Origin of the sequence: Nostoc sp. NMS8 (assembly GCF_017115045.1) — a bacterium.
Taxonomy (GTDB): domain Bacteria; phylum Cyanobacteriota; class Cyanobacteriia; order Cyanobacteriales; family Nostocaceae; genus Nostoc.
The window spans coordinates 21,508-46,891 of record NZ_JABXKK010000045.1 but is presented as its reverse complement, the minus strand read 5'-3'; the positions used below and the strand labels follow the sequence as shown (position 1 = coordinate 46,891).

At 41.2% G+C, this 25,384-nt stretch carries 11 protein-coding genes; 7 read left to right on the top strand and 4 right to left on the bottom strand.

Translation table 11 applies throughout. The features are described from left to right. Position 1: 1 nt before the first annotated feature. The 4 genes from HWQ39_RS07675 to HWQ39_RS07660 all read right to left on the bottom strand — a co-directional run bounded on the left by HWQ39_RS07675 (position 2) and on the right by HWQ39_RS07660 (position 14,390). The gene (locus tag HWQ39_RS07675) at positions 2-1,678 is read right to left on the bottom strand and encodes a PfaD family polyunsaturated fatty acid/polyketide biosynthesis protein (protein ID WP_292843206.1); all 1,677 of its coding nucleotides are present in this window, start codon (positions 1,676-1,678) and stop codon (positions 2-4) included. 296 nt (positions 1,679-1,974) lie between these two features. Beyond that, the gene (locus HWQ39_RS07670) at positions 1,975-6,726 is read right to left on the bottom strand and encodes a PfaB family protein (RefSeq protein ID WP_292843204.1); all 4,752 of its coding nucleotides are present in this window, start codon (positions 6,724-6,726) and stop codon (positions 1,975-1,977) included. Between the two features lie 158 nt (positions 6,727-6,884). Beyond that, on the bottom strand, positions 6,885-8,612 hold the full coding sequence (locus HWQ39_RS07665) for an SDR family NAD(P)-dependent oxidoreductase (RefSeq protein ID WP_292843202.1): 1,728 nt from the start codon (positions 8,610-8,612) through the stop codon (positions 6,885-6,887). 327 nt (positions 8,613-8,939) lie between these two features. Continuing rightward, positions 8,940-14,390: a type I polyketide synthase gene (locus HWQ39_RS07660; protein ID WP_292843200.1), complete on the bottom strand. Its 5,451-nt coding sequence runs from the start codon at positions 14,388-14,390 to the stop codon at positions 8,940-8,942. Positions 14,391-16,425: 2,035 nt separating this feature from the next. Here HWQ39_RS07660 and HWQ39_RS07655 point away from each other — a divergent pair. The 7 genes from HWQ39_RS07655 to HWQ39_RS07625 all read left to right on the top strand — a co-directional run bounded on the left by HWQ39_RS07655 (position 16,426) and on the right by HWQ39_RS07625 (position 24,795). Then, on the top strand, positions 16,426-17,634 hold the full coding sequence (locus tag HWQ39_RS07655; RefSeq protein ID WP_292843198.1) for an ABC exporter membrane fusion protein: 1,209 nt from the start codon (positions 16,426-16,428) through the stop codon (positions 17,632-17,634). Positions 17,635-17,740: 106 nt separating this feature from the next. Then, positions 17,741-18,919 carry an ABC transporter permease DevC gene (devC, locus tag HWQ39_RS07650; RefSeq protein ID WP_292843197.1) on the top strand — a complete coding sequence of 393 codons (1,179 nt, stop codon included), beginning with the start codon at positions 17,741-17,743 and terminating at the stop codon, positions 18,917-18,919. Positions 18,920-19,009: 90 nt separating this feature from the next. Further along, positions 19,010-20,014 carry an NAD(P)-dependent oxidoreductase gene (locus HWQ39_RS07645; protein WP_292843196.1) on the top strand — a complete coding sequence of 335 codons (1,005 nt, stop codon included), beginning with the start codon at positions 19,010-19,012 and terminating at the stop codon, positions 20,012-20,014. A 198-nt stretch (positions 20,015-20,212) separates the two neighbouring features. Then, positions 20,213-21,196, top strand: coding sequence for a glycosyltransferase family 2 protein (locus HWQ39_RS07640; RefSeq protein ID WP_292843195.1), 984 nt, complete (start codon positions 20,213-20,215; stop codon positions 21,194-21,196). A 34-nt stretch (positions 21,197-21,230) separates the two neighbouring features. Beyond that, entirely contained in the window at positions 21,231-21,698 is a 468-nt protein-coding gene (locus HWQ39_RS07635; RefSeq protein WP_292843194.1) for a DUF2141 domain-containing protein, read from the top strand. A gap of 122 nt (positions 21,699-21,820) precedes the next feature. Then, a complete protein-coding gene (locus HWQ39_RS07630) occupies positions 21,821-23,107 on the top strand; it encodes a glycosyltransferase family 2 protein (RefSeq protein WP_292843192.1) in 1,287 nt (428 codons plus the stop codon). 410 nt (positions 23,108-23,517) lie between these two features. After that, positions 23,518-24,795, top strand: a complete 1,278-nt coding sequence (locus HWQ39_RS07625) for a glycosyltransferase (protein WP_292843190.1) — start codon at positions 23,518-23,520, stop codon at positions 24,793-24,795. Positions 24,796-25,384: the final 589 nt, after the last annotated feature.

Sequence of the window (25,384 nt, the reverse complement as noted above, 5' to 3'; positions counted from 1 at the left end):
TTTAAATCTCCAATAAGGATGTAGAACGAACAGGGTGATATTGACTGTAATAATCGGAAGCTTGCAACCCTTGAATTTTCAAATTTTGGACGCGGTACAAAAAGGCTGCACCAGTCATAATTTGATTAGCAACATCAACTACACCACGATTATTTGGTTCAGACAGGTAGGAACCACGTACCCAGTCATTGAAACCGCCCATTGCCGGGCCACACCAAATTTGATAATCGACTTCTCTACCTTTTTCACCAGAACTAGACCAGCGAGAAGATAATCCGAGATACCAACGGAAAATCAACGCCATTTTCAGTTTAGGATTATTGACTGCTTTCCCAAGTTTCTCAGGATTCTTTTGGGACAAATAAGCCGCAGTTCCTTCCCATACTTCAGCAATAGTTTTGCGAAAAACTTGCTTTTCTAATTTCTCTCTTTCTGCAAGGGGGATGCTTTCAATGGAATCATAAGCGCGATAGAGTTCAAATAATTTCTGCGCTCGCATGGGGAACATTGTACCCCGTTTGAGAACTTGCAATTTGACTCCCATTTCAAACATATCGGCTGCTGGAGCCATTATCATATCAGCCATTTCTGCTTGGGCTAATAACTTTTTGGTATGTTCACAAGCCCCAGATTCAATGCATGATTGATTAATGGAACCAGTCATTATATAAGCAGCACCCATCATGAAAGCTGCTAATGCTGATTGTGGTGTGCCAATTCCCCCTGCAACGCCGATTCTAATCGGTGTTTGGTAATGATATTGGGCTTGAATTTCATCCCGCAAGGCAATAATAGAAGGTAACACACAAACCAGGGGACGGTTATCTGTATGTCCTCCAGAATCAGCCTCGACGGTAATATCATCAGCCATCGGAACTTTGGCTGCTAGGGTTGCTTGTAACTCAGTAATTAACCCTTGTTCCAGAAGTTCTTTGATTATTCTCGCTGGTGCTGGTTGGAGAAATTTAGTAGCAACTTCTCGACGAGAAATTTTGGCAATGATTTTATTTTTGATTTCAATTTGATTGGCGTTATTCAACCCCAATCCAGCAACACGGTAATAAACAATGTTGGCGGTCAAGTCGAGAAATGCAGAGGCTTCTACTGTTCTCACTTGATATTTGAGATATAAATCTACAGCGCGGCGTTCACTCGCAGGTTCATTCGGGCTGTGAATCAAATTAAATGCATAAGGCCCTTGAGGTAAGGCTTGTTGAATGCGATTTATGGCTGCTTCCAAACGTTCTGGAGTTAAACCACCTGCACCAAAGGAACTTAAAATTTGCTCTTTTCCGAGTGCAATGACCATTTCTTCAGAAGCAATTCCGCCAGCCATTGCGCCAGTAACGTAGGCATATTTTACTCCATGAGAGGAGAGAAAATTCGGATCTCCAAATTGTTGAATGCGGATTGGGGCTGCAAATGTTAGCAGTTCTACTTGTGCTGTTGTGCCATTATCACCTGGGGATAAATAACCCTCATTAGTGACACCGATTTTTCCGGCAACTTTCACGATGTAGCAGGGTTTATTTAACACCATCAATTTATCTTTGATGGTTTTTTTCTCAAAAGATACAGTTTCTAATGAACCTTTCCAAACTTGGTTTTTGTTATATGACCAAGCGGAGAAGTTAAGACCATTATCGTGTTTACTTAGTACCGTATCTACGGTTGTCACGGTAGTTATCCCTCAGATTATACAAACAATGGATGATTAAAATTGAAGGGTGAAGGGTGTAAACTCTTGGAAAAAGTTTCAATACGCTTCGGTTAAGTTGTTTATCGCTTGGAGATCCCCCCAACCCCCCTTAAAAAGGGGGGCTATTTTCCTTTTTTAACTCCTTAAAGAAGCTATTTTCCTTTTTTAACTCCTTAAAGAAGCTATTTTTCTTATTTACCCCCTTTTTAAGGGGGTCGCCGTAGGCGGGGGGATCTTAACTGAACCATATTGAGAAGAGCCTACATTTAAAATTATCAAGATTCGTCGTTAAGCAAATTTTGGGCGCAAGCTAGTTGCAATTGAATGATTTCGCTCATTTGTTGACTGTAATCTTGTCTAGCTTGTAAGAAGGCGGTGTGTGCTTTAGTTATCTTTGAATTATTCGCATTGAGCTTTTGATACTGGGTCTTATTTAAATCGAACATGCTGATGATGCTACTAATTTTTTTAGTGATGACAGGTGGCGAAGAAAGAGAAATTTGCTGCCCAATTGCGCTTGACTCAGAAGATTGTAATTGTTCTCTCGTTTGAAAAACGTTATCAATGATATTTTTCGGTTTTACTTCTTCTGGCTGAGGCAAGATATTAGGAGAGTAATTTTCTTCTTGGGTTATTTTGTTGGAAGTGTTAAGATAATCTGTGATTTCAGATTGCTGGAGATTAGGTATCTTTGGATGCTGTATTTTGAAGCGATCGCTCCTAAGATCCCCAGCGAAATCTTCAACAAGTTTACGATTTTCATCACTCAAAATTGTAGCAGCGATCGCTTTCCCACCCAAGGTAACTGTTCTCAATGTTGCTTTATTTTGATTAGCAGTTCCTTGAGCTTTGTTGTACAACGGTGATAAATCTACGTTCACCTGATGACTAAGTAGTTTTGCTAATGCTTTGACCATTGCAGCATGGTCATCCATGCCTCTACGATTTAGAGAGACTGTGATATGTTCTTGGTTTCCAAGAATTTTATCAATCCATCGCGAACAGACATTACCTGCACCGGCTTCTAGAAATATTTTGACTCCATCACCGTAGACACGATTAACTAATTGCGGAAAATCAAGTTCTTGGCACAATCCTTTGGCGATGTTGTGGGCAATGGTATCGCTATCAAGTGTAATTGGTTGATAATCGGCGGCTGAGTAAAACACAATACCAGGGAGATTTTGCGATGGTAAGGTGTTTACCTTCTTGATTTCCTCGTACTGCGATCGCATCGTTTCACAATGTATCACATGGTCGAAGGGAGCGGGGAAGGCATTGCAGCCTAGAGTTTCAATCACTCGCTTACAGGCGGCATCGTCACCAGCAATTAATACTTCTTCTGGTGTGTTGATTTGAGTTAAGTAGACGCGATTCTCATGTTTGAGGCATTCTCTAACTTGCGATGGAGTAGCCATAAGAACATAAGTATTCCAAAGATTGTTGTTTGGTGAATCGGTTAATCCCCAATATTCACGTACAGCATTTTTTGGCCCAGATAACTTATCGCCAAATAGAGGTGATGAGTTTAAGGTGTTACTTCCGCCCTCAAAATTACTCCAAACTCCTTGGGCAACCATCATACTAGTTTCACCCAAGCTATACCCAAATACAGATTGCGGCTTGACTTGAAAATCATCTCGAAAAATTGCCGTCATGTATCTAGCAAAGGCGATTTCACTTTCAAACATTGCCAGTGAATCATCTAACAATTGCTTTTCGAGAGTTTCTAGTTGCCTGGTTGTCAATTTAGGTAAACTTCTGGGATAAACCAGCTTTTCAACATCGGCAGCCCGATTGTAGAGGTTGTTACTTTTTAAATCCTCAAAAACTTTCGGAAATAAGCGGAAGACGCTGCGACCAATGCCAATATAAGAATTGACTGCTGCGGGGTAAACGTAAGCAACTGCTCCAGTTTTACCCAATGGTTTTGCTGTGAAATAACTACCTAAAGGTGTTTGCCAATCTGTGCCGTTTTCAAAGGCATTACTTATACCTTTGCGGGCAGATTCAATTTCTTTGAGTAAATCTTTTGTGTTACGTCCTGTAATTGATAAGACGTATTTTGGATTAGAATGTTGTTGAAAAGTAGCGAATGCTTGGCTGGCGGTAGCTGCTAAAGAAGAACTCGCTTCTATGGTATTTTGGAGATTGTTGAGAAGATCGGGGATAGTGGTGCGATCGCTAACTGCGATGGGAAACAGATGAAAAGGCATTTGTTGCAAATATCTGTTGTCGCGCTCCTCTTGGCTGGGTTCCTCCGATAAGATTAAATGGGCATAACTCCCATCTATAGCCATGCTATTAATTGCTGCTACTCTGCGTGTGCTGCCTTTATCGACAAACCAAGGTCTTGACTCCATCGCTACATAGAAGGGGCTACCTTCCCATACTTGCGGTGTTTTGACACCAGACCATTTCGGGGTGGCGGGAATATACCTGTAATAAAGACAGAGAGCGGTTTTGATTAAGCTAGCAATTCCCGATGCTGTATAGGTGTGTCCGATATTAGCTTTGACGCTACCTAATGCACAGTGCAAACCATTGCCCACTTTCGGATAAGCTTGCAGCAAACCTGTGATTTCGGCTTCATCCTCCTGGGGAACGCCGCTACCGAAGACTTCCACATAGTTAACCTCTGTGGGTTGAATCTCCGCCATCTCGAAAGCTTGTTTGCAGACATCACTGATAGCTGAAGCATCAGGTTTTACCAAAGCATCACTCAAAGTAGAATTACCTTGTGCGAAACTCATAGCATCAATTACTGCATAGATGCGTTCATTGTCTTCTTTAGCAGCTTCGTAGCACTTGAGGACAACAGCACCCGCGCCTTCGCCAACTGTCCAGCCATTAGCTTGTTGGTCATAGCCCAACGTATTCACACCCGTATTAATTGGGGCAAATTGGCTGCGGAATAAGACATTTTCCACACCACCGGCTAAATCTACTGCACCCACAACCACCGCATCAACTTCTCCAGTAGCGAGTAGCATTTGGGCAATTTCCAAGGCTTTGAGGGCAGAATTTTCGCCAGCGCTGACGGTGAATGCAGGGCCAGTGAAGTTCCATAAAGCAGAAATCCGACTCGCCATGATGTTGGCGATGTGGCTGACATATTCGCCGATTTCTACTGGCTGGTGAATGCTATCTTTAACAATGGTTTCCAGTTGGGAAAGCTGTTCAGCAGGTAGAGAAATTCCTTGGTTGAGTAAGCCATCCTTAACTTGCCAAGATAGATTCCATCTTTGCTGTAGCTGATGTACGGAAAATTCTGTCTCGGCGGCGACAATCACAGCCACATTGCCACCCTCCTGTAGTTTCGCATCTTTGACGGCGCGATCGCTAACCTTGAGGAGCAACAATTGTTGTGGATTTAATTTCTCGATTTCATTCGGTGGGATTTTGCACGATAAAGTATCGATTTCAAAATCCTTGATATATGCCCCAACTGGCGCTTTTCCATCTGTTAAACCGTACTCCTTCAGAATACTTTCTTGATTTTCTATCCCATGCCATCTTTGAGGCGGTAGAGAAGTAAAATGCTGTGTTCCATCATAAATACTGCGTTCAAAAGCATCCAAACCATTGCAGTTACCAAAAAAGGCATCCATGCCGACAATGGCAATTTTGGTAGGTGGAACAGGTGGTGTTGATTCAACTGATTCTGTTGTATTTCCTTGTTCTAAAATCAGATGAGAATTAGTGCCACCAAATCCAAAAGCGCTAATAGCTGCCCGTTTAATTGGTGTGTTATTATTCGGCCATGCTGTAGCTGTTCTAACAATTTTATCGGCGGAAATTGCACCTTTTTCTGACGTTAAAGGATCGGAAACGTTCATGGTTGCTGGAATTACACCATAAGACATACTCAAAATCACTTTAGTCAAGCCAACCATACCAGCAGCAGTTAGCAAATGACCTGTATTTGCTTTGGCAGAACCCACCAGAGGCACAGCTTGATTTTGACCAAAGAATGTTTCTATGGAGTTAAACTCGGTTGTATCTCCTAACAATGTGCCGGTGGCGTGACACTCTAAATAATCGATGCTTTTGGGACTAAATTTCGCCTCATTATAGGCTCGTTCAAAAGCTAAAACTTGCCCTTTAGGATTCGGACTCAGTAAATGTTTACCTTTGCCATCATTCGAGAGTCCATTACCGCAGATAGTAGCGAGAATATTATCGCCATCTCTAACGGCATCAGAATATCTCTTTAGCATTACCATCCCAACACCATCGGCGGGAATTAGCCCTCTAGAGGATTTATCTAAGGGAAGGCTGATACCATTTTCTGGATACCCTTGAACACCGGAAAATAACATCCGCACGAACAGGGAATCTGCACAACTGATGGCTCCAGCTAACATCACATCAGCTTTATGCGACCATAAGTAATGAGATGCTAGTTTAATAGCATAAAATGATGACGCACAAGCAGCATCCAGACATAAATTAATCTGGGATAAAGATAAAGCTTGAGCAATGATAGATGCTGGTAAGCCAGATATCAGGGCATTGTACAAAGATGCTTTAGTTGCAGTTGGGAGAGTAGCTAAATCAAAGTCTTCATCCTGCAAAAGTTCCCTGACAGCCGGGGTAATAGCTTGCTGGTAAATTGGAGAGAATAATTGATTAGATAATTTTGTCGGCAGCGAAAGATTACCTAAAATTACACCACATTTTGAGAGAACAGTTTGATTACCCCAATAACCACTATTCACAATTGCTTGTTTAGCAGCATACAACGACCATTTAAAGGTATTATCTAAACCACCAACAATTTCTGATGGTAGATTGTATTCACCAGGGTCAAACTGAAAGTTACGGATGTATCCGCCTTTGAGAGAATAGGTTTTATCTGGTGTGCCTTTAACTGGATGGTGAAAAATTGTTGCATCTACTCCAATTTCTTCGACAGTCGCAGATGACTTTGAATCTTTTTCAGTAACAATATTCTGCCAAAATTCTTCAGGGTTTTTAGCATCTGGAAATAGACATGACAATCCGATAATGGCGATTTTTTCCACTACTGATATCCTCGATGTTTGGGTATTAGGCAAGAGATAATTAACAGGCAGGATTTACGCTGTTCCCCAAACTTTAAAAGAGGCAGTTTAGCTGTTGAGTGGTGAAGAAAAAGCTCACATAAAAACGCAAAGTAGAAATGGCAATTTTTGGAAAATTATTAGCTTTTGAGTAATTTCATCGACCAAATAATTGCGTGGGCACCGAGCATCCGCGAATATATTTGTCCTTGACGGTCATGGATGATAAAATCAGCAATTACACTAGTTGCTGTTTTTGCTTTTACTTCACACGAAACATAAAAAGGTTTGTTATGTGGTGTAGCTACAAACTGTTCATATTTTTCCACCCTACCAGGTAAACAAGCTTCTTGATGAAAGTGCTGTGTCCAAATCCATAACGCATGCATACTCAAGTCAATCGTATAAGGATTGATCCATTGCACTGGAAATTGCCCTTGTTGCTTGTCGCTAATTTCTTGCCAAAGACATTCTGTAGTGATTTTTTCCGGGCTGATGTTTAAGACTTTTGTAACTTGCTGAAAAGCAGGGCCATGAAATAATGTAGCCCCTCCATTTTGATAAAAAGCTTTTCCTCTAGTGGTGATGATATTATCTTCTTCAAGATTAATTGATTCATAAGGGCAAGCAATGGGGATTTTTTGCTGGAGATTGAGTTGAGCGCTAAAATGATAATGAGTTTTTCCTTCGGGATTTTTACTCAAGATTGTTGCTTTAACTTCGATGTTTTCAAAGCTAACCTTGGATATTTCTTCTATTTCTAAAATATGTTCCTTTGCTAAGGATTCATTGAAAGTAATCCCCTTCAAAATTTTAAAATTTTGGTGATGGAACAATTTGTAACCTGGATAAAGTTGTTCGCAGGTATTTATCATCCATGTCATTGCACAAGTTGCTGGTAAAACTGGATAACCAGCAATAGTATGATCGTGTAAAAATGGATTAGCCTCCAATGTCATTTGGCGACGGATACGATAGGTTCGTAGTTCTGAATCTAACTCTGTAGCTTGTGGAATTAGTGGACTACCAATAACAACTTGTGCGGTTGCGTGATTGGAATTATCCATTTCTTTCACGAGCATTTGTGCCCCAACTGCAACGGGAATTATTTCGATGTTTCGCTCTTGAAACACTTTCTTTAATTCTGCTGTCACCATCCCACTATCCCAAGCGCCCCAGTTGATCGCGACTACATGACATGAGGGATAAGTTTGTTTAAATATATGGGCTGATTTATTCAGAATTTCATTTGCGATCGCATAATCAGACTGCCCAATATTTCCATGAAAACCTGTTACAGAAGAAAACAAAACTAAATGCTGAAGTTGATTAGGATTAACGCAAGTAAGGAGATTTTCCAATCCTTGCACTTTGGCAGTGTAAACTTTTTCAAAATCCTGTTCTGTTTTCTTTTCAATTAACTTATCGGCTAAGTTTCCCGCCCCGTGGATGATTCCGGTAATTGGGCCGAGGTGTTGCACAGCAGTGGCAAGTTTTTCTTGCAAGGCTTGCGTATCTGTGACATCGACGCTGATATATTCTGCTTTAGCTCCTGTTTTTTCAATTGCTGCTAGAGTCTTTTTAATTTCGCGACTGGAGGTAATTTTGTTATATATCTTTTGCACATTCATGGGTGTGGGCTTCTCTCCTTGAGAAAGAAGATTTTCCATGATGCATTTTTTCAATGCGGAGTCATCAGAATTTTGAGCATAATCTGGCTCGGTTTCTAATAGTTCGGAACGACCGAGAAGGATAAATTTACAGGGTTGGTGCTGGGCTAATCTGATAGTACACTCAGCCGTAATCCCTTTTGCACCGCCGCTCACGACAAAGACAGATGATGGACTAAGCTGGGCTGTTTGTGTCATAAATCCTCGTGAATACCTGCATAAATTGGGTTTGATGTGTAACTTATTTTTGAAACCCCCGCTTCTATTCCTCTCCCCTACAGGGCTACCGTGTACACACAAGTCTGAAGAGTAGCTGATTAATCAGGGTTTTACCCCACCCTAACCCTCCCCAATACATACGGGGAGGGAACTAGATTTCATGTTTCCCCCCTTTATAAGGGGGGATTAAGGGGGGTAATTCGACTTGTGTGTACACCGGGCTTTGATTCTTACTCCCCAACGCTAGTAGGGAAGGGGTTGGGGGTTAGGTTCGAGAGAAAGTTGCACACGGCGTTAATCAACTTTTTAATCGGCGATGAGGGTGACTCGTCCTTGTGAGCCGTAGCCAACTTCACTTATATAAAGGTTGGGGTCGTGAAGTTCGGCGATGATATTTTGTACTGACTGTTTGGCATCAAGTCTGGGGCTTAGGTCGATCGCACGAGTGAAAACTTTTGGCCATTCCCATTTGAGGGTTTTGGTTAATCCAAATAAACCAGCGCCGATCGCACCGAAGTTGACTTTGTACTCTAAACCGAAGGCTCCATCCAGGTGAGCAACTGTGCAGAAGCAACTACGTCCATGCTTTGCGGCTTCGTTGAGGGAGGGTTTCAGGTGTTTCGCCATCAAAAATACGTGCTTGACGATCGCCTTTTCTGATTCGTTGTAAGAAATACTCCCGGTGTGATTTCCTACAAACATTGGATGGAGATGGATGAAGGCCCCAATCGCTCCACAATGAGATGCGATCGCTTGCAATTGTTGTTGGAGATGTTCTTCACTCAAGTTTGCTAAGGTGACGCGGGTTACTCCTGTCGGTAAGGGCGCTTGTTGAGCGATGAGCGATTGGGGGAAGCTGATAACTACTACTTTCCAGCCTTTCTCGATTAGGGATTCAGCTAATTTATAGGTGGTGAGGGAACCATCATCGGTGATTAAACCGATGTGTCCCTCTGGTAATGTGAAATCCAAGTAATCGGGCTGTGCTAGGCTTTTGAGTTTGACGAGATGCCGCGGGACATTATGCTCTAATTCATGTTCTAATTGGGGTGGCTGCTGTTGGACAAACTCAGGTTCAGACTTTTTTTTTTCACCTCCAGCCAACTGCTGTAGGTAATCAACTATTTGACCAATGGTGCGGAGATCGCCGAGTTCTTCGATATTCGGTTTGGGTAAATTGGGGTACGTTTCTTGCATCGCCCCTAAGATTTCTACCCGTTTAATCGAGTCAATCCCCAAGTCGGCTTCCATGTCCATGTCCAGTTCCAGCATCTCCACTGGATAACCTGTCTTATCGCTGGTGATGGCTAACAGGGTTTCACCTAAGTTTGCAAATTCATCACTTATAGCGGGAGTAGGTTCTGGTTCTGGAGTGAATGCAACAACTACGCTTACTTCCGGTGTAGTAACTACCTCAACTACTGGTGCAGTCTCGGTTACTTGTTGTACTTCGTGAATTGCAATTTCTACCGAAACACTTTGGGAAGCGTGGGATTGCAGATACTCGACAACTTGACCGATGGTGCGTTTTTCTGCTAGTTCTTCTAAGTTGGGCTTGGGTAGGCTGGGGTACATTTCTTGTAGTGCCCCCAGAATTTCCACCCGTTTGATGGAGTCAATTCCTAAATCGGCCTCCATATCCATGTCCATTTCCAGCATCTCGACTGGGTAGCCGGTCTTGTCGCTGGTGATGGCTAAGAGATTTTTATCCAAGTCAACAATATCTATAGTTGCGCCAGATACAGGTGCAGCAGTTGTGGGTGCTGGTTCTGCTTTGAATGCAACAACGTCGTTGACTGGAGGTGAGCTAATTTTGACTACAACCTCGGCTTGAGGTTCTACAACTGGGACAGGTGGCGCGACTACAGGCTCTACTGTCTCGACAGTGGCGAAGTGCGGAGTGGGAAGTAGAGACGCGATCGCTCGTGTCTCTGAGAATACAGGAGTTTCAACTACAGGCTCTACAGCAGCCGGGAGAGGTTCTTGGGTAACATTTAAGCCATTTTTAGCTACAGGCTCAGTGACAGGCAAAGGCTGGCTTTCTACTATCTTGGTAGTGGCGGGTACTGGTGCTTCTGTGGTAAACGGAGTGAAATTGCTGAGTTTCTCTGTAAGTTGAGTTACTCCCTCACCTGAGATAATTTGAGAATACTCTTGCTGTATGAGTTGGAAAAAGCTCTTAGTATATTCCAGTTGCTCTTGGAGATATTGCTCATGGATGCGTAGAGTTTCACCTTGTTGGGAATGAAACTGCATCATGCTACGCTCTAAGCTTTCCATGACAACTAGCTTCATTTTGGCAGTTTCGGCTGTTGATTTACTTTCGCTCAACAAGGAATTCTGCTGCTGCATTAGTTGGAAAAACGCTTTAGCGTATTCCATTTGATGGTTGAGATAAGTACCGTGAACTTGTAAATTCTCGGCTTGATTTTCCTGGAACTGTGTCAGGAGATATTCTAAACTTGCTAAAAGTTGTTCGTAATTTGTAAGTTTTTCTGGTGTTGGTTGCATCTTAGATTCCTGGGCTGGTTGTGACAGGGTAACAGGATTCATCTGTTGCTCTGGCTGGGTGATGATACTAGCAGTCACACCGTTCATTGCTGGGGTAAGTTTTTTATGTCCGTTAGTCTCTATCACTGCTACAGGTGGAGTTACACCCGGGCTGCTAAATAAAGGAGCCGCTTCAGAATATTCAGGAGCGGGTAATGTGACTTTGTGTCCATCCTGCAAAGCAAGAGCGAAGGCATTTTTCGTTTTTTCGGATCTGTAGTTGATGCCGTTTAAACGCACATTTAATGTCTTCTTCGTCTCAACTGGAGGGATAGTTTGGGGAAGGTGGTAAGGATCGAGGTTATTCAAAGCCAAACCAATTACTCGCAATTGCACAACTGCTTCTCGCAAAGAGCGATCGCTATTCTTTTGAGCGCTGGGGTTCAAAGATACGGTAATATGTGGGCGATCGCCAAGAATCTCTTTCACCAAGTTGCTCAGAATTCTCCTTGGCCCAAATTCCACGAAGCAAGTACCACCCTCCGCATAGATATTTTCAATTTCCTGTTTAAACAGCACTGAGTTGGAAAGGTGCGTTTCCAGAATCTTTTGAATACCTTGGGCTTCTTTGGGATACTGCTTACTGGTGACGTTGCTGTAAACAGGGATTTTGGGGCTTTGGAATTTGACAGACTTGGTTGCGATCGCAAAGGATTTTTGAGCAAAGGCGATTAGCGGTGTATGGAACGCTGCTGAAACAGGTAACAATACAGCTGTATATCCTTTCTCGTGTAAAATCTCTCTGACTTTCGCTATTTCTGCGGTAGGCCCAGCCAAGACAAATTGAGTCGGAGAATTTTGATTAGCGATCGCAACTTGCGGAAAATGCTTCAGCACTGCTTCCACTTTGCTGATATCTTCTTTGACAGCCAGCATACTACCCGCATCATGATCAGGATCTTCGGGTGCAGCCATTGCCTGACCCCTAGCTTTCACTAAGAACAGGTAATCTTCCGTACTCAAAACCCCCGCAGCCCATAGCGCTGTTAGTTCACCGAAGCTATGTCCCGCCACAAAATCTGACTTAAACCCAGCTTGTTGCAGTATGCTGTACATCCCTGCACTCAATACCCCAATGGCTGGTTGAGCGTATTCTGTGCGTTGCAAGGCAGCAATTTGGACATTCTTTTCTGCCTCTCCAAACACAGGATGAGGGAAAACGATTTCTGAAAGCGGCTGCAAATTATCTTTGAGCAACAGGCTATCCATATAACCATGCAGACGGCGCATCAAAGGAAAATTCATCACCAGTTCGCGTCCCATCTCCAGGTATTGCGAACCTTGACCAGAAAATAGAGAGACAACTTTTCCGCCCAACTCCATACCAGAGGCGCGGTAATAAATCCCTTGGGGATGCTCCCAAGATGCTGCTGAACCTTTGAGTTTCAGCCAATCAATGCTAGTTTGCAGAAACTTGCAAGCTTCTTCTAGATTCTCAGCGACAAACCCAAACCGGGGAGCAGAGAGGGGAATTTGTTGTGATTTGCACTCATTAACTAATTGTGCGTAATGTGTACGTGCTTCAGGCGATACTCCTGCGGAGTCACTTCGTGAACGCAACTTACCTAAAATCTCTTCCGATTTGCTCAACAATTCCTCTACCGTGGGAGCAAACAACAGCACTTCACTAGCACCACTGTGTAAGCGGTAAGCCTCATTTTGGTCGGCTTCATATTCTTCCAAAACGACGTGATAGTTTGTTCCGCCAAAGCCAAAGGAACTTACACCCGCGCGTCTTGGCGCTTCCCCTTCTGGACGAATCCAAGGTCTGGTTTCGGTATTCAAATAAAAGGATGAATTTTTAATGTTGAGTTTGGGGTTCGGCTCGGTAATGTTAATTGTCGGCGGTAATACTTTGTGATGTAAAGCCAAAGCAGTTTTAATCAAACTCGCCGCACCCGCAGCCGCTTTTGTGTGTCCGATTTGTGATTTCACACTACCCAAAGCGATGTGCTGCTTTTTATCATCATGTACATCAAAGAAGTCTTTTAAAGAACCGAATTCTGTCGGATCTCCAGCCATTGTACCAGTGCCATGTGCTTCCATCAAACCAACAGTTGCGGGAGAGAAGCCAGCATCTTCATAAGCACGTTCTAAGGCTTTAACTTGACCTTCTTTGCGGGGAGCATAAATGCTCTTGTAGCGCCCATCGCTGGAAGTACCAATACCTTTAATTACGGCATATATTTTATCGTTGTCCCGTTCCGCATCTTCTAACCGTTTGAGGACAATCATCCCAATACCTTCACCCAGCATCATCCCATCAGATTTTGCATCGAAAGGTTTAACACTCTCACTGGGAGAAACTGCTGGCGTTTTACTGAAAGAGATGTAAGCCATGATGGTGTTATCGGTATCAACACCACCAGTTAGCATCATGTCAGAACGATGCTCAACTAGCTCACTAATTGCCATTTTTAAAGCACCGAAGGAACTAGCACAAGCGGCATCAACTACACAATTCATCCCGCCAAAATTTAGGCGATTGGCAATTCTACCCGCGACTACGTTAGCTAACATTCCAGGAAAAGCGTTCTCATCCCATTTAACGTAAGCGCTTTTGATTTTTTCAACGATTTTTTGGGTATCTTCGTCAGATAAACCACTGCTTTTGAGCGCTTTTTCCCAAATCGGATATTCCAACCTGGCTGAAAGTGGCATTCCTAATTGCTTGGCCATAGCCACGCCTAAGATTACCCCAACCATTTCGCGGTTAAAATCACGTTTTTCGCCATAACCTGCATCTTCCATTGCCTCTTTCGCAACCACTAAGCTTAATAGTTGCGATACATCTGTGACTTCTAAAATGCTGGGTGGTATACCGAATTCCATCGGGTTAAAATCAACCTCTGGAAGAAACCCGCCTCTTTTACAGTAGGTTTTATCTTCAGTAGTTCTGGGATTCGGATCGTAATAATCTTCCACGCTCCAGTGAGTGGAAGGAACATCAGTAATACAGTCAATTTTGTTTACAATATTTTGCCAGTATTCTCGTAAATTTCTAGCTTTAGGTAATAGAGAAGCCATACCAACGATGGCGATAGGATTGTGTTGTAATTGTCTGTTGATTTTATTGGTTGACACTGATTTATTTGGCTTATCTGACTTCATTTTTTTTTCCTCAATAGACCTCATCACAGCCTGTTCACAATTATTGACAAGGCTCTCTAACTCCGCTAAGGCAGTATCAATTGAATAAGCAGACATAGGGCATAGTTAGTACTGTGGATTGTGTAGTTACAGTAATTTCTGTTGCCTACTAAATAATGAAAATCTCTCGTCTTGTTAGCAGCTAGCTATTCTATCTGCCTCCAAATCGACGCCACACGATACATACTGCCCTCATAAAGCCTTAGAAGGCAATTTTGGTACGCAGCGTAGGCGTAGCCCGTCGTAGACATCGCGAAAAAATGTTATACAACGCTAAACTCTTAATATTGGGTCAATCAATTTGGGATTTTAGATTTGTGTTAGCGAGTCTTAAAGTGTCTTTTAGATTTGTTTCACCTACAATAAGTGCAGGATGAACCAAAAAAATCCAAAATCCAAAATCTAAAATGTTTTGAGCAATGGTATCCTACTGGAGCGATGAAAACTGAGGAGTAGCTAAGAGAACAGAAGCGTTTTTTCACCCGAAACCGTTTGATTATCTAGCCCAACCACAACAATATAACTGGTGCTAATGACAACGTTCTGTATCTTGATGAATGTCATAGCTAGTTTCAACGTCCGGGATAACATATTTTATGGTATTTGACCCAGTAAAGTTGCCAAGTTCGTTACAGAAAAGACACCACCTTTAATCCGAGTTTATGCAAGTTGAAAAAGTAATTAAACGATCGTAAGGTGGTTACAAAGCAGTTATCTTTAGTTATTTTTAATTTCAAAATATCAATTAAATAACTAGTTTGTATAACTACTTTAAGGCATTGAATTAATAAAAACAATAACACACTTTACAGAAACTAAATCATTCCTTTAAAGTTATTTTATAAATAACCCGATACTATTACTGAGGTGAATTTTGAATAAAAATCATCAGAAAAGTATAATTTATGACTCTATAAATGTGTGAGGATTCTCTTATCCATTTCCTCGTTGCCAGGCTCCGCCTGGGAATGCATTCATTGAGTTTATGACTCAATATCTGACTGGAGGGCAGCCCCTAATCAGGCATTCCCATGCAGAGTATGGGAACAAGAACAACCAAAAAACAATCGAGAATCAAGATTTTTTCGACTTGTGTACATCGTAGCCAAGGCATCGGGGGACAGTTATTTATCGCGTCTCGAAAACCCAAGCGCATTGAATTATATGCAGCTTCACAAAGAAACGGTATAACAATTCAATGAATACATAGATAAATTGAATAAGCATAAGTATTTTTTCTCAGAAAAACATCATAATTTAACTAAAGTTGTTGGTCATTTTTCAATATAAGTCAAGTTAAGAAGTAAAGCAGTTATTTATAAAGCAAATGTTAATTTTTAGTATGTTCCTTGCTAAACATAATATGGGTAAAATGAGTCTCCAGTAAAAAGTTAACCGAAAACAAAGCTCAGAGTTTACATTTACCCGCTCTGCAATCAATCAATTCCAGTGTTCATAGTAGAGGTAATTCATGTAGATGCAAAGCGGCTGCCCGCATGGTACTACCCCTACTACAAATCGCTACAAGAATGTTTTATAGTACACAACCTTGTTAATAATAATCTGTTAGTAATATCAAATCTGCTTAATAACTAACTATTGGTTGGTATTCAATTGCTAGACAATAAATTAGTAATAAGTAAATACTTCAGTCTCTAATCCAACTATGATGAAAATTTTAGTGAGAGAATCAAGACTTATGCGAATTTAATTGGTTGACAAAGCTCAATTTTCACGCGATACTTAATAACAAGTTTATCCAACCTTTGATCTCACTTTTATTAGCGCTTCATTGTTTTTGAGAATTAAGTTTTCTGGCTAGCGGGATTGTATTTTACGCTACTGGAATAGATATCAAATTAGGATATAACTTAGGAAGCTTTGAAGTAACACGCCATTAATTTTCACGCCACAATAGTAAGTTTGGGCGGTAAAAGCGTACAAAAATCATATAAAACCAATTTAGATTCATCCACTTGATTAAGGTAGAAAATCTAGAGGAAAAGCCTCTTAGTAATTTGCGGATGAGTCTATTGTAATCGACTAAATATAACCAGGTTATCCCCTAAAAAAGCAGAATTGGAATGAAAATATGGCAGTAAATAAAGAAAGTCGATTATTCACAAAACCTGTAGGCCGATCGCAACTAATTTTAGCAGCTTCTCTGACTTTAGCGGCTGGATTAATCGCTTTCTATAGTTTGACACCCTATTGGTCTAAACCGAAAGTTGTGACAGCGCCAGCCAACCCTCCAAAAGCTGCCACACCTGCAAAACTTGCTGTGACAGCCTTAGGACGTTTAGAGCCAGAAGGTGAAGTAACTTCTTTGACTGCTCCTGCTTCAAATAATGGGGTACGAGTAGACAGATTGTTGGTCAAAGAAGGAGATGCGGTTAATGCAGGGCAATTATTAGCCTATTTAGAAAATTATGGTCGTTCTAGAACCGCATTACAACAGGCTTTAGACCAGTTGCAAGTTGCCAAAGCTAAACTAGCGCAGGTGAAATCTGGAGGTAAAACGGGAGATGTCGATGCTCAAAAGGCTGTAATTGCCCGGTTAGAGCCACAATATAAAGGGGATGTTGCGACACAACAGGCGACAATCGACCGCATCCAGGCGGAAGTAGATAATGCTCAAGCCGAGAATAATCGCTATCAGCAATTATATAGACAAGGTGCGATCGCGGCTTCCATAGCAGATACCAAAGCTTTGCAACTAAAGACTACACAACAGCAGTTAACAGAAGCGCAAGCCACCCTCAAGCGGACTCAAGACACATACCAAGAACAACGCAAACAAGCAGAAGCGCAACTCAAGAGTATAGGCGAAGTGCGTGGTGTAGATGTTCAAGTTGCACAAACCGAAGTCAACAGTGCAACAACTTCTGTGCAACAAGCAAAAGCCGACTTGGATTTAAGTTATATCAAATCTCCCATCAATGGCAAAATTTTGAAAATTCACGCCAAAACTGGAGAAGTCATCAGCACCAGCCGAGGATTTGCTGAAATAGGTAAGACATCTCAAATGTATGTGATTGCAGAGGTGTATCAAACCGATGTTCAAAAAGTGCGTGTAGGACAAAAAGCCACCATTAACAGCACTGCATTTACCGGAACATTAAAAGGAACTGTCAAAGAGATTGGTTGGCAAGTTGACAAGCAAAGCATCTTTAGCCTTAACCCTAGTTCAGATACAGACCGCAGAATAATTGAGGTCAAAATCTCCATTGATAATGCCGCAGATAGTGAAAAGGTCGCCCGTTTAACCAATTTACAAGTGGATGTTGCCATTCATATTTAGTCTATTAGGCATTAGTTATTAGTCATTCACAAATGACCAATGACAAATGACAAATGACATAGGCGCTTTGCCTTCCCGCAGGGTATGACAAATAACAAATAAATCCATGATTTTCAAAATTCCTTTAGCATGGCTACAGCTAGCCCAGCAAAAAGTTCGTTTACTAGTAGCTGTAGCCGGGATTGGTTTTATTGTGCTGCTCATGTTTGTGCAACTTGGTTTTCAAGATGCACTCTATTCCAGCGCAACCGCAGTACATCAAAATCTCAAGGGAGATTTATTTTTAGTTAGTTCGCAATATAAATCTTTGACCTCAAATCAAAGCTTTTCGCGGACTCGTTTATACCAATCTCTAGGGTTTGATGGCGTAGAGTCAGTTAGCCCAATGTATTTGCAATTTGCCAAACTAAAAAATCCGGCAACTGGTGAGAAATATTCAATATATGTTATTGGTTTCGATCCAGGTAAACCTGTGATAAATCTCCCGGAAGTTGAGAAAAATTTAGACAAACTCAAAATTCCCGATGTCATGCTTTTTGATCGGGGTTCTCGTCCAGAGTTTGGTCCAATAGCTGAAAAATTTAATGCGGGAGATACTACACAAACAGTTGAAATATTTCCCTTCAATTCATTAATTGGCTATAAAGTTAGAATTGGTGGCTTATTCACCTTAGGGCCTTCCTTTGGGGTAGACGGCAATTTACTTGTCAGTGACTCAACTTTCTTGAGGATAAATCCCAATAGTCGTCCGGCAGATATGATCGATATCGGTTTGATTTCCCTCAAACCTGGTACTAATCCAGAAAACGTACTGAAGAATTTGCAAGCAACATTGCCTAATGATGTTCAAATTTTCACACGTCAAGGCTTCATTGATTTTGAGAAAAAATATTGGGCTGTTAGAACACCCATTGGTTTTATACTTAATTTGATGTTGACAATGGCTGCGGTTGTTGGTGTAGTAATTGTTTATCAAATTCTTTACAGCAATATTGCTACCCAATTTGTTGCTTATGCGACTTTAAAAGCCATAGGTTACGCCAATAGATATTTGTTGAATGTGGTATTTCAGCAAGCTTTAATTTTGGCAATCTTAGGTTACATCCCAGGATTTATTACTTCTGTGTTGTTGTACAGTTTTGCAGCAGATGCAACTAAACTACCCATAGTAATGACTAATAATAATGCAGTGCTTGTTTTAACCTCAACAGTTTTAATGTGCATCACTTCTGGGGCACTTGCTATCAATAAACTCCGCTCCGCAGATCCGGGAGATATTTTCTAAGCAAGATAAATTACTCTAAGTAAGCTTCCACCACAGTTTACTAGGCTTTTATTTTAATCCAAAATCCAAAATTGGCATACCCACTAATATATGAACCTCAACAACAAAACTCTTCTAATTACTGCAATTGATGAATTTGTCGGTTTGCGTACAGCAGAATTAGCAATAGCGCAGGGAATGAAAGTTCGTGGATTACAAAGTTCTACAGAAAAGAGCAAAAAATTACAGGATTTAGGTGTTGAGGTAATTATTGGTAGTATCACCGATTCTGCTATTGCTCAAAAAGCTTGTCAGGGTGTAGATATCGTTTTACATACAGATCAAATTGCCGAAGAAGCTGGTGCAATTAGCCATTTTCGTGATATTAATGTTGGCGGTGCTGTCAACATGGCTAAAGCCGCTAAACAGGCTGGCGTAAAAACATTTGTGCATCTATCCAGTGTGATGGTTTACGGTTTCAACTATCCTAATGGTGTTACAGAATCCGGGCCACTATCTGGCGAGAATAATCCCTACTGTCAAACGAAAATAGAAGCTGAAACAGCAGTGTTAGAACTGAATAATTCCTCAGACTTTGGCATCATTGTTATTCGAGCGGGAGATATTTACGGCCCTGGAAGTATCCCCTGGATAGTCAGACCAATTCTGATGATGCGTCAAAAATTATTTGCCTGTGCCAATGATGGTAAAGGAGTAATCAATCATGTATATATAGATAACCTGATTGATGGCATCTTTCTGGCGGTGGAAAAAGAAACCTACGGTGAAATATTTAATATTACCGACGGACAAGAAACTTCTTGGAAAGAGTATTTTATGCGTTTAGCAGCAATGGAAGGGTTACAAGCACCCCTTTCATTATCGAAGGATGAAATTAAGTTGTTTCTCAAGCTACGTGTTCAAGGGCAAAAACTTTTTCGGAAAAAAGTTGATATTTTACCAGAGTCTATAGATTTTATGACTCGTCCTTACGCTTGTTCTATTGTCAAAGCCCAAAGTCTGTTAAATTATAAACCAAAAATTGACTTAGAATCAGGAATGCAGTTAACACATGAATGGCTGCAAAAAACAGATATTCAAAGTTTGGTGAAATAGTTCACAGATTTTTACAATCATTGTTGGATTGTAACTTAAAAATTAGATCCCCCACTTATTAAATAAGTCGGGGATCGGGACACCACAAATCATTCTGAATTCTGAATTCTGAATTCTAAACTATAACATTGCATCTACCTAACAATTAGCTGTAATTAAGCATAAAATAATCCACCGTTTTCCAAATACTTGTTTTCTATGAGTAGCAATCAGCCACGATTGAGCATCGGATTACCTGTATATAATGGTGAAAGATTTATCAAAGAAGCCATAGATTCACTCTTGGCTCAGACTTTTGAAGATTTTGAGCTAATTATTTCAGATAATGCTTCTACAGATAAAACAGAGGAAATTTGTAGAGCTTATGCCGAGCAAGACCAGCGTATTTGTTACTACCGCAATGATACAAATATTGGTTGCGCGCGTAACTTCAATCGCGTTTTTGAATTGTCTTCGGGTGAGTACTTTAAATGGGCAGCTTATGATGACCTACATTCCCCAGATTTTATCAAGAAGTGTATTGAAGTGCTTGACCAAGATCCTACGATAATCTTGTGTCATTCCCAGGTATATTTCATTGATGAACAGGGGAATTTTCTGCAAAACTACGATATAAAACTCAAGGCAGATGCGCTAAAACCACACGAGCGTTTTCACGAATTGCTGACGAAGCATTTATGTTATCAATGTTACGGAGTAATTCGCGCTAGTGCCTTGAGAAAGATACCACAGATGGGTGGTTACGGTAATGCAGATGGAATTCTCTTGTTAAGACTTGGCATTCTTGGTAGATTCTATGAAATCCCTGAATACCTGTTTTTTGCCAGAAGTCATCCACAACAATCAATGAGTATGTTCTTTCCTAATTATTTATTATTAGGAAAGAAAAATCGAAAATCCTCATTGAATATTCTGCCGGATTTTTATGGGTATGCAGTGTGGTTTGATTCAGCAAATAAAGGGAAAACTTTATTGCCACATTGGAGAATCTTCTGGGAATATATACTCTCTATTTGGCGTAGCTCCCTGAGTTTGAATGAGCGGCTGTATTGTCATATAAGTCTACATCAGCACTTAAAAGGAACAGAATATCTTTTGCTGAAAGATATTCTCAAGGTGCTGCAAGGAATTGGAAAAGGTTGGCAGCCAGCATCAATTAAACAACAGCAAGCCACATTTTGAACGAATCGAAATAATTTATTGCAACTACAAAACTATGCTGAAACTATCTCAATTATCTCATGTTTTGCTTGCTGCTTTAGTGAGCATCAGCTTTGCTAAAACAGTGAATGCAGAGCCAACTGCAACCCTAAGTGTTGTAGTAAATGGAATACATCACCAAAAAGGCGAGATTTGCTTCAGAGTTTACGCAAGTGAAAAAGGATTTCCAATGAGTAACTCTAATGGATCTCAAAGTGGCTGCGTTAAGATTACTGGCACTTCTGTAAAAAAAGAATTCTCCGGTTTGAAGCCTGGAACTTATGCTGTTGCGATAGTTGACGATCAAAATGGCGATCGCAAACTCAATAAAGACTTTTTTGGTATTCCCACAGAAGGTTTTGGAATTTCTAAAAATCCAACTGTGTCCATACAAACAGGTACACCAAAGTTTCGCGACGCCAGTTTTGTTGTAAACAAAAATACAACAGTCAACATCATCATGAAATATTCGCTTGATTCGTAAAGGGACTGGGGGCTGGGGATGAGGGGAGCAGGGATAAGAATTTTCTCCTCTGCCCCCCGCACCCTGCCCCTCTGCCTCTTTTCAATCCCCAATCCCTCATTCTGTCGGAGATTAAAAATTTAATGGAAGATTTGGCAACATTTCTGTCTAAGTCTTTGATGGGTTGGCTGGTTATTCAGGTCTGTTTAACGCTTGTCTTTATATGGTATCTGCGGTCATCTAAAAAAAACTTATTACCAGATGACCAGTTGCCCAAAACAGCAGTGATTCTTTGCTTACGCGGTGCCGATCCGTTTTTGCCTAGATGTTTGCGATCGCTCCTAAATCAAAACTATCCACAGTATGATTTAAAGTTAATCGTTGATAGTCACGAAGATCCCGCCTGGAAAATTGCTAGTGAAACCATCACAGAACAAGAAGCAACCAACGTTCAAATCAGCCCTTTGAGAATAGTCCGCAACAATTGTAGTCTCAAATGCAGTTCTTTAATCCAAGCTGTCCGTGAGTTAGACGACTCCTACAAGGTGGTTGCTTTAGTAGATGCTGATACTATAGTTCATCCGAATTGGCTGCGAGAATTAGTCAGTCCTCTGGGCGATCCTAAAGTCGGTGCGACAACAGGTAATCGTTGGTACGTACCAACAGGTAGATATTGGGGTTCTTTAGTGCGCTACGTGGGCAATGTATCTACAGTAGTGCAAATGTTTATCTTCCAGATTCCTTGGGGTGGGACTTTGGCTGTGAAAACAGAAGTACTTCGCCAAACAGGACTCCTAGATAAATGGGGACAAGCTTTAGGCGAAGATTTTATGATGCACGATATCCTGAAAAAACATGGTTTTCAGGTAAAGTTTGTGCCTTCGCTGCTGATTGTAAATCGTGAAGAGACTGATTTATTCAACTTAATAGACTATCTCAAACGCCTTATCCTCTATTCTCGACTCTATCACCCACGTTGGTTAGCTCTTGTTAGTGAAGCTGTTTCAAGCATTTTGTTTCCAACTTTACTAATCATTTTAGTTTTAGAGTCGTTGTTAGAGGCAAAGTGGGAAGCTGCGGCTTTGTTGTTAGTTTGCTATGGGGTCTACACTGTTGGATTACTCTTGATAATGCTGGTGTTGGAATTAGAGATACAGCGAGTAGTTCGTGCTAATGACCAAGCGATGCTTATGGGCAAGCCCTTGCATGTCTACGCAAAATTATCAGCTGCCACAATTATCAGAATGTTAATTGGGATTCCTTTAACACAGTGGGTTTATGGGTTAGCGATGCTATCATCCCTGTGGGTTTCAACAGTTACCTGGCGCGGCGTCAGCTATCGCGTTCAAGGGCCCTGGAATGTCCGGCTAGTCGAATATCGCCCTTATCAATGGTTAGATCAACCTATTGATAGCAAAGTTTCTCTTTGAATTTAATCGCTAGATATGAACTAGGGTATGAAAGTTATTACACTAAACATTCCCTAGTCTTCAAATTATATTATCTTATATTTAGTAAAAATATATTAGCTATAACACTTGTCAAAGTACACACTTTTACTTGTTGATTAGCAAGATGTATTTGCATTGATGACAAGAAGTTAGAAAAATATATCAAGGGGGATTTTGACTTAGTTTTCTGGATGATTTAATAGTTTGTCAACATGGTTAAAAACATCCTTTTGACTATTGATGATTTAGACAATTTGAAAATGTGTAAATCCTTAGTCTAAGTATATTAGTGGGAATTTGTGAGCCAAATAATCAGGATGTTCATGGAACATTTGCTGTATAAATCCTAAGTTCAAAACCAGCAATTTCGTAAAATATTCCCCTTTTTTATGACTAAGCAAAAACTTCGCATTGCACTATTTACTGGGTTGTATGCCCCTTTCTTGACTGGAGTTTCCGTCGCAGTACATCAACGGGTTCGTTGGTTGCTAGAGCAGGGACATGAGGTTTTTCTAATCCATCCGCAAATCAACGATCGCTACCCCAAAAATGTTGGCGATCGCCCCATGCCAGGTTTAGAGGAAATTCAGTCTTTCCCCAATTTCTCTGCTTACGCATTCCCCACACAACCACTAGTATTCTACAAGTCTCTTCCTCAACCATTGAGCTATCGGCATTGGAGTGATACCAAGTTGCTGGAGAAATTCAAACCCGACATTATTGTGGTTGAAGAAGCCGCACAAATGAGAGGTTTATATTCATTTTTCTTGCAAGGCTACGGTCGTCCAATTGGCACTGAATACGCAAAGCGAACAGGCACACCCATAATATCACTCTTCCATACAGATATCGTCGCATATATCAAATATTACTTTGGAGATCGCTTCTTCAATTTGGTTCGTCCGATCATTCCCGTTTTAGTCAAGCAATTTAGTGAGTCTTATGACTTCAATTACTTCTCTTCTAAAGAACAACTGACTAAATACGAAGAACTGAAATGCCAACGCGCCGAATACGTCGCTTATCAAGGCATCGATTGCGAAAAATTTCACCCGCGAAACATCTGTTACGACCCAATTCCTAATGATAACCGACCAACTCTTTTGTTTGTCGGACGCATCACACCGGAAAAGAATGTCAACCAATTGCTTGATATCTTTCCAGTCATCGCTGCCAAAATTCCTGATGTTCATCTGGTAATTGTTGGTAGTGGCCCGCTAGATGAGGAGATCCGCGATCGCGCGAAAAAGTTTGGATCGAGTATTACTGTATGGGGTGAGTCTCACGGTACAGAACTTTTAGGTTGGTTTGCCAGAGCAGATATTTTTGTCAACCCTTCTGTGACTGAGAACTTCTGCACTACAAATAACGAGGCATTAGCATCTGGAACCCCTCTAGTTGCGGTTGTTGCACCGTCAACCTCAGAACAGGTAATTCCTGGTCATAATGGCTTTCTTGCCCAACCTAACAACCCTACAGATTTCGCCCAAAAGGTAATTGCAATTCTGGAAAATCCTGATTTGAAAGCAGACATGACTAGACACGCTCGCCCCTCTATACTTGACTTTGACTGGTCGGCATGTATGCAGAAATTTGAACACAAACTTTACCAAATCGTTGAAGGATCGCAGAAGGTAGAGGTAGGTACAGGTCGTATCAAACTATAAGGATTGTCAACACAGCGATCGCTATAGCGTTTATTGACAAGCGTGAGGTACACCCGTAGGGGCACGGCACTGCCCATTGGTGTCAACTTAACGTGAAAGTTAGCCTATAACTAGCTCTTAGATTACCTCGTTCCCAGTCTCCGACTGGGAATGCTCGTCTTTGAGGCTCCGCCTCTCGAACTCGCGGCAGAGCCACCAGGAGCAGCATTTCCAGCCTCCGGCTGGAAACGAGGTTTGAAAAGGGTTTTAGCTTATTTGTTGCCTTCTTCACCCGCCGTGAAATAAATTTCACGGCTAATAGCTAAAGTCTACTTCAGTAGACTAAAGATTTTTCGAGGTATTTAGTCATCTAAAGATGACTTTTGCTATTAGCAAGGAACTTGAGTTCCTTGTGGGACATAACTTTAACGTTAAGTTGACACCAATGACAAGATATCCACCCCACAATAAATATGGCTTTAAATTTTACTTTGGGGCTAGTTCTTGTCTTCTGTTCCCTATTCCTGCCCCGAAAGGGTTTCGTAAATATTTTTGTCTGATTACTTAAAACTTTGCAATATAAATTATTTAAAAGTAACTAAATTTATTC